This window comes from Haloferax profundi (assembly GCF_001469865.1).
Taxonomy (GTDB): domain Archaea; phylum Halobacteriota; class Halobacteria; order Halobacteriales; family Haloferacaceae; genus Haloferax; species Haloferax profundi.
In genome coordinates, this window is record NZ_LOPV01000175.1 from 1 (window position 1) to 6,861 (window position 6,861).

General features: G+C 62.4%; 6 protein-coding genes. 3 read left to right on the top strand and 3 right to left on the bottom strand.

The features are described from left to right. Both AUR66_RS09400 and AUR66_RS09405 read right to left on the bottom strand, forming a co-directional pair. Nucleotides 1-2,100 (bottom strand): PrkA family serine protein kinase (locus AUR66_RS09400; RefSeq protein ID WP_058572182.1); only part of this gene is annotated, 2,100 nt, incomplete at its 3' end. A gap of 2 nt (nucleotides 2,101-2,102) precedes the next feature. Next, entirely contained in the window at nucleotides 2,103-4,175 is a 2,073-nt protein-coding gene (locus tag AUR66_RS09405) for a PrkA family serine protein kinase (RefSeq protein WP_058572187.1), read from the bottom strand. A 511-nt stretch (nucleotides 4,176-4,686) separates the two neighbouring features. On the opposite strand from AUR66_RS09405, the gene AUR66_RS09410 reads away from it, so the two are divergent. The 3 genes from AUR66_RS09410 to AUR66_RS09420 are packed head-to-tail and all read left to right on the top strand — an operon-like array spanning nucleotide 4,687 to nucleotide 6,214. Further along, the gene (locus AUR66_RS09410; protein WP_058572183.1) at nucleotides 4,687-5,067 is read left to right on the top strand and encodes a DUF5820 family protein; all 381 of its coding nucleotides are present in this window, start codon (nucleotides 4,687-4,689) and stop codon (nucleotides 5,065-5,067) included. A gap of 25 nt (nucleotides 5,068-5,092) precedes the next feature. After that, nucleotides 5,093-5,542 (top strand): UPF0179 family protein, encoded by a 450-nt coding sequence (locus AUR66_RS09415; protein ID WP_058572184.1) that lies wholly within the window; start codon nucleotides 5,093-5,095, stop codon nucleotides 5,540-5,542. Nucleotides 5,543-5,578: 36 nt separating this feature from the next. Continuing rightward, on the top strand, nucleotides 5,579-6,214 hold the full coding sequence (locus tag AUR66_RS09420; RefSeq protein WP_058572185.1) for an HAD family hydrolase: 636 nt from the start codon (nucleotides 5,579-5,581) through the stop codon (nucleotides 6,212-6,214). A 33-nt stretch (nucleotides 6,215-6,247) separates the two neighbouring features. Here the strand turns inward: AUR66_RS09420 and AUR66_RS09425 are convergent. Further along, a partial coding sequence (locus AUR66_RS09425; RefSeq protein ID WP_058572186.1) for a hypothetical protein occupies nucleotides 6,248-6,861 on the bottom strand: 614 nt, incomplete at its 5' end.

Below are 6,861 nucleotides of genomic sequence, written 5' to 3' on the forward strand. Positions count from 1 at the left end.
GCGCACGTCCTCCCACGCGTGCGTCTCGAGAACCGTCCGAATGACGGGTATCTCGGTGAGGTCCACGTCGGAGACGGTGAATCCCTCGTCGCGGTTCTCCCACGCGTAGCGGTTGAGCGCGGTGATGACCTTCTCGTTGCGGAAGGCTTCGACCGCCTCAGACGGGTCGTTCCCCTCGTACTCGTTCTTCGAGAACCGACCGAGATGTTCGGTCTCGAAGAGTTTCATGAGCAGGGGGTCGGGGTCGATGGGACCGCGTTCGGTCTCGATTTGGCCGTCGGAGGCCCACGCGTAGACGTGTTCGACGTACTCTTCGACCGTCTCGCGCTGGACGCCCTTGTCGGCCAACACCGCGTCGAGGACGTCGCGTTCCTGCTGGTCGAAGATGTACGACTTGACCATCGCGATGCGGCCTTCGTACTCGGACGACTCGGCGCGTGAGAACACCGGCGCGTCGGGCAACTCGTCGACCATCGCGTCGAGCACGTCTTCGGGCATGACCACGGCCGACACGTCGAGGTCGGGGTGGTGCCGGTCGACTCGGTCGTGGAGCAAGTCGGCGATGACGTCGCGGGTGAAGGTCACGGGAATCCCGTGTGTCCCCTCGGTGTCGCCGATGAACTCGAACGCGGAGACGTCACGGCGCTGGTCGCCGACCTGCAAGTAGCCACGGTCGAACAAGAGTGCCTTGTCCACGAGGTTCAACTCCAGTTCGGGGTCGAGCGGAACGTCTTCGGCGTCGAGACGGGTCACGACGCTGTAGAGTGCCGCCGCCTCGATGGTGTGCGGTGCGAGTTCGCGCGCGCGAACCGCGCCCGGTCCTTCCCGAACGTCCAGCGTAATCGCTTCGGCGACGCGTTCGGCCATCACCTCGGGCGAGTCGGTCCAGACGCTCGTCTCGTTCGCCAGTTCGCGTCGGATGAGTTCGGCCTCCAACGAGAGGTTCGTCAGGTAGCGGAACTCGTGTTTGTTCAGGCGACGTTTGAGCGCCTTCAACGGGTCGCGTCCGTTCCTGTCGGCGAACTTGTCGAGTTCGGCGTCGAGGTCCGGGTTCGAGATGATGACGAGTTGGGTATCGATATCCATCCCGATGCCCTTGTCCAGTTTGACGTGCCCCTCGTCGGGGACGTTCAGGAGTTTCTGGAGCAAGTCGGCGTGCTGGGTGGCGTCTTCGACGATTGTCAGGAGGCCGTTCCCCTGTGAGAGGACGCCGTCGTAACTGAACGCCTGTGGGTTCTTGCGACCACGGGAGTTCAGTTCGCGGAGCATACTCGGCATCCACGACCCGACGAGTCGCTCTTTCGGCGACCCGTCGTCTTCGGAGTGGAGGACGCCGATGCCACGTCCCACGTCCACGACGTAGTTCTTCACGCGGAGGTGCTTGTCGTCGGTGGCGGCGCTGAAGAGGTCCTGTCTCCCGGCGCGCCGGTACTCCTCTTCGAGGTAGACGTACGCCTCGCGGCAGAACGGGTCGAGAGCCTCGTCGACGTCGACGGGGATGTGGTCGCCGTTCTCGCGGTTGAGGTCTTCGAGCAATCGCTTTCGCACGTCGCCCGGGAAGACCGAGAGCGGATGCGACTGGACCGGACTCTCGTACCAGTCTTCGTCGTCTGACTCGACTTCGCCACCGTACGAGAGGCCGCGGGTGTCCGCGGCGTTCGCGACGTTCCACTCGACGGTGTATCGTCGGCCCGCGTCGGTCTTGGAGTACTCTCGGAGGCCGTTGATGAGACAGCGTTTCAACTCGGACTTGCCCGTCGCCGTCGGCCCGTCGAACCAGACGATTTTCTCGGCTTTGCCGCGGTCGGCGGCGATGGTTCGCAGGTCGTCGACGAAGGCGTTCAACACGTCCGTGTTGCCGAGGACGGCGTGTTCACCGTCGTTTGCGGGGTCGTCGAAGAAGCAGTAGCGCTCCTTCTGTTCACCCTGTTCGACCACCGAACGGGTCCCCATCGACTCGATTGCTTCGAGGAGGTACTTCGAGGCGTGCGACGCGATGGACGGCGACTGGAAGGCCGCTTCGACGTACTCTCCGAGACTCATCGGTTCCTCGTAGGTGCCACGGAGGGCCTCGTCGGCGTCGCGAATGTAATCTCGCATGGTCAGCCTTCGAGTTCGCTCTTGGCCACCTCCGCACCGGCGAACTCGAGCACCTCCCGGGCTCCGTCGCGCGAGTATCCCTGGTCGACGAGTGCGTCGACCCACGCGTTGCGTTCGTCGTCGTCGAGTTCGTTCGCACTCACGAGCGCCGAGAAGTTGATGTTGTGTTTCTTGTCTTCCCAGAGTTTGCGCTCGAGGGCGCGGCGGAGTCTGTCGTTGTCTTGCGGGTTGAACGAGGTTCCCTCGCGTGCGCGTCGCGAGACCCAGTTGGAGACTTCCTGCCGGAAGTCGTCCTTGCGGTCCTCGGGGATGTTGAGTTTCTCTTCGACCGCCCGGAGGAACTTCTCGTCTGGCTCTTGGTCGCGACCCGTCAGTTCGTCTTCGACCGTCGCGTCGTCGATGTAGGCCATGACGTGGTCCATGTACTTCTCGCCCTGTCGGCGAATCTCGTCGATGTCGTACGCGAGGGCGTGGCGAACGTCCTCGATGGCGCGTTCTTTGTACTCTTCGCGGACCATCTCGAGGTAGCGGTGGTACCGTTCGAGGTTCTCTTCGGGAATCGACCCGTGGTTCTCGAGGTTCTCTTCGAGGTGGGTGAACGACGACAGTGGCGAGAGGTACTTACGACCACGGTGGGTCGCGTCCATGATTGCCTCGGCAATTTCGTCGCCGATGAAGCGGGCGGAGACGCCGTCCATCCCCTCGGCGATGTCGGCTTTCTTCTCGCCTTCTTCGCGGAGTTTCCGCACGTCGACGTCGTCACCGTCGTCTAACTCGCCGTTGTAGGCTTTCGCCTTCTGGACGAGCGTGATGGTGTCCGAATCGGGTTCGACGATACGGGTGAGGACGCCGAAGAGGCCGGACATCTCCAGCGTGTGGGGTTCGACGTGGATGTCGGGAACGTCGGCGTTCCGGAGCATCTTGCGGTAAATCTCCGCTTCTTGCTCGTATTCGAGGACGTACGGGAAGTCGATGCGCTTCGTCCGGTCGTTGAACGCCTCCATCTTCTCGTCGCCTTTCTTCTCGCGGTACTCGGGCATGTTCGTCCGCCCGACGATGACCTGGTCGATGTCGATACGCGGGTTGTTCTTCGGCTTGATGGTCTGTTCCTGCGACGCGTGCAGGAAGTCGTAGAGGAACTCGCGCTGGAGTTTCAGCAGTTCCTCGCCGGAGAAGATGCCGCGGTTGGCGTTACAGAACGCCCCCGCGTAGTCGAACGCCCGCGGGTCGGACTCACCGTAGACCGCGAGTTTCGAGTAGTTGACGTCGCCGGTCAGTTCGGTCTCGTCTTGGTTCTTCTTGTCTTTGGGTTCGAACGTCTCGACGCACTGCCGCTTGTTCTCGGAGGCCACGAGTCGGATGACTTCGATGTGGTTCTCCAACACCGACTCCAGGTCGTCGTCGTAGTGGGCGAGCAGGCGGTCCATGTAGAACTCCGAAGCCGGGTCGAGTGCCTGGTCGTTCCGGATGGTGTACGGTGCGTCGAGGTTCTCGTTCAGTCGCTCGATGACGATGTCACGCTGCTCTTGGGGGAGCAACACGATTGGGTCCTGGTTCATCGGCGACTGGACCACGTTGTCGGAAGGGTCCTGGTCGCGGATGACGTCGCCGATGTTCGTCCACCGGAAGGTGTACATGCGACCCTCGTCGCGCATCGTGTAGTCCTCGAAGTAGCGTCGGGCGAGCCAATCGAAGTGTGACTTTCCGGACCCGACGGGTCCCAAGAGGAGTTTGATGCGTTTTTCGGGGCCGAGGCCGCGGGCCCCTGATTTCACCTTGTTAACGAACTCGTGTATCGACTCGTGAACTTCTCGGCCGTAGAAGACGTTCTCTCCGTCGTGTAACGAGTCCTCGGAGGCCATGAGGTACTCCACGACACCCGCGTCTTCGTCGTAACGGGTGCCGTAGAAGTCGAACATGTCCGCCACGCGTTGGTGGGCGTTGCGAGCGATTTTCGGATCTGCGTAGACCTCTTCGAGATACCACTCGAAACTCTTCGCCTCGCGGAGGTCGGCGGGTACGGAGTCTCTGTAGTGTTTGCTCAGGTCTGCGAGTGTTTCAATTTCGCCGGTCATTGTTCGTGGAGCCTCGTCGGACCGGCCGTCCGGAGACGGTCGAAGGCGACGCGCCCGCGTCTGCGGGTCGCAGACGACACCGACCGACCCGACGACGCGTAGCACGAGACTACGAGAGACGGGGCGATGGGCGCCGCCGTCGCTCCGCGCGAGCGACGTGACGGCGACTGGCGACAGAATCGGCGATTGGGGGAGACGATGCGCGGGGCGACTCGCTCGGTCCAGTGACCGAGACTAGCTCACAATGAGAGACGTTAACATATAACGCTTTCTCTGAAAGTAGTCAGGAAGTTGTCTAAACCAGAATTATTTCCGGATTCATACCACTCGCGCTGACCCTTCGGACGACCGACGTATGCCGGTTTAATCGCTGGTTCAGCGACGTGACGGAGTCGTTAATCGCGTCGCCTCGAAATCATGTCCTCCTTCATAGGACGTTTTATCGACGCTTTTCGTGCGATTCGCAGCGAAAAGCGGGAAGGCTTAGGATACACGGAGAACTAGCGGACGTATGACCGACCTGCCCGCCGGGTGGACGCTCTGGAACGACGAACACGAAGGCCGTCGAATCCTCGCGTATCGGCCGGACGTGTTCAACGAAGCGTCGTTCCCCGCGGAGTGTATGCCCACCATCTTCGTGTGGAACGGGTCGCGGGCCAAGCGCCCCGGTGCGTCGCAAATCCGCACCGATACGTGGCACGCCGTCCTCTTCATGGAACCCGAAATCGAAGTCCACGTCGAGGAGTTCGACTCGCGTGAGTCTGCTGTCGAGGGTGCGACAGAGATTGCTCGACGCTTCTCCGAGGGCGAGTTCGACTACCGCGGAGCGTACCAAATCCCGCGCGAGGACTACTTCGACAAACTCGACGAACTGACCGGGCGGGAACCTTAACCACCCCGCGAATCAACGGAGTGGCATGACCTCCGTCACTCTCGTCGGTGCCCGCTTGACCGAACCGGGTACCGAGTTCGTCTATCACGGTGAATCGAGCGCCTGTGAGGGATGTCCGTACCGTCGGCAGTGTCTCAATCTCACCGAGGGCGTTCGCTACCGTGTCATCGGCGTCCGCGAGAACACGCAAGTTCTCGACTGTGCCGTCCACGACGAAGGCGTTCGCGCCGTCGAAGTCGAAACCGCCGCTGTGAAGGCAAACGTCCCCTCGAAAGGGGCCTACGCAGGTAGTAAAGCCAGTTTACAGGGACCGTGTCCCCACACCGAGTGCCCGAGTCACCAGTACTGCGTTCCCGAAGGCGCTGAGTTCGACCAGGAGTACCGCATCAGCGACGTCGTCGGCGACCCACCGCACGACCACTGTTACCTCGACCGGAACCTGACGCTCGTGGAGTTCGAAGCGGCCGACGAGTAGCCCGGTTCTTTCTGTCTCGGGCACCGTCTCACTGGCATGACACGGGCAGTCTTCTTCGACCTCGATTTGACGCTCCTCCAGTACACAGAAGAGTTCGAGACGATATTCGAGACGGCAGTCCCGAACGCACCGCGAGGGGCGTACGACCACTACCTCTCCGTGTTCTTCGAGGCGTTCGAGCGCCTCTCGACGAATCCCTACCGGGACGGCTTCGAGGCCGTCGTCTCCGAGTTCGACGTCGATGCCCACCCGGAGACACTCGCGGCGCGGTACCACGAAGCCGAACTCGCGGCGACGGCGGTCCCCGAATCAGCACGTTCGGCCGTCGTCCGCGCCGCATCGCGAGGGCCGGTCGGAATCCTGACGAACGGTGTCCCAGCGATGCAACGAGCGAAACTCGAACGACACGGACTCGACTCTGAAGTGGACGCTGTCGTGGTGTCGAACGACCCAGACGTCGCCGCTCGGAAGCCCGATGCGGGTATCTTCGAGGCCGCCGAAGCCGAACTCCCGGCCGACGAGTACGTCTACGTCGGTGACACCCACGACGAAGACATCGTGGGTGCCCGTCGTGCTGGGTGGGACGCGATACACGTCGGGGACGACGGGCCGGCGGACGACCCAGCAAGAGTCGACTCGGTCGACGACGCAGTCGCTCAGTTGTTCGACTGAGGGGGGAGCAAGTTGGACGTCGGTGTACTCAGACTACGGCAGTTCGCCGACCTTCTCGCCGGCGTATCCGAAGATGTCCGCGTACCCGTACGCCGAGAGCAAGATGGGGTAGAAGTCGCGCTCGGCGGCGAACGTCTCGGCGTCGGCACGGGCGAACACCTCCCCGGATTCGACCGGTTCGAAGTTGTGTGCGAGAACCTCGTACTCGTCGGCGTCCGGTTTGGGGAGTCGTTCGAGGAGTTTGAACACGTCGAGGCTGTTCTCTCGGGGCGCGGCGAGTTTTAACCGGTCGTCTTCCGTCTGTGATTCGATGTCGTCGCCGCCGTCGCTCGCGACTGTCGGGGCGGGGAGCACGTTCGTCGCCGTGAGGAACGCGCGGATGAGCCAGTAGGCGTTTTCGGCCGCTTCGTCGGACTTCTGGAGGCCCGCTTCGACTTCGACGGTGTGGGCGTGTTCGATGAGTCGCCCCTCGGCGAAGTTGTTCGTCTCGACGGCGACGTCGACGGGGAGACGCGGAAGAATCGACCGCGCGACTGCGTCGACGGTGTCGACGATGGCGAACGGTTCGGCATACGACTGTGTCGAGTGGATAGAAAAGGCAGTCGTCCCGCGGACTTCCCGGCCCAAGTCGTACGCGAGGCGACGCT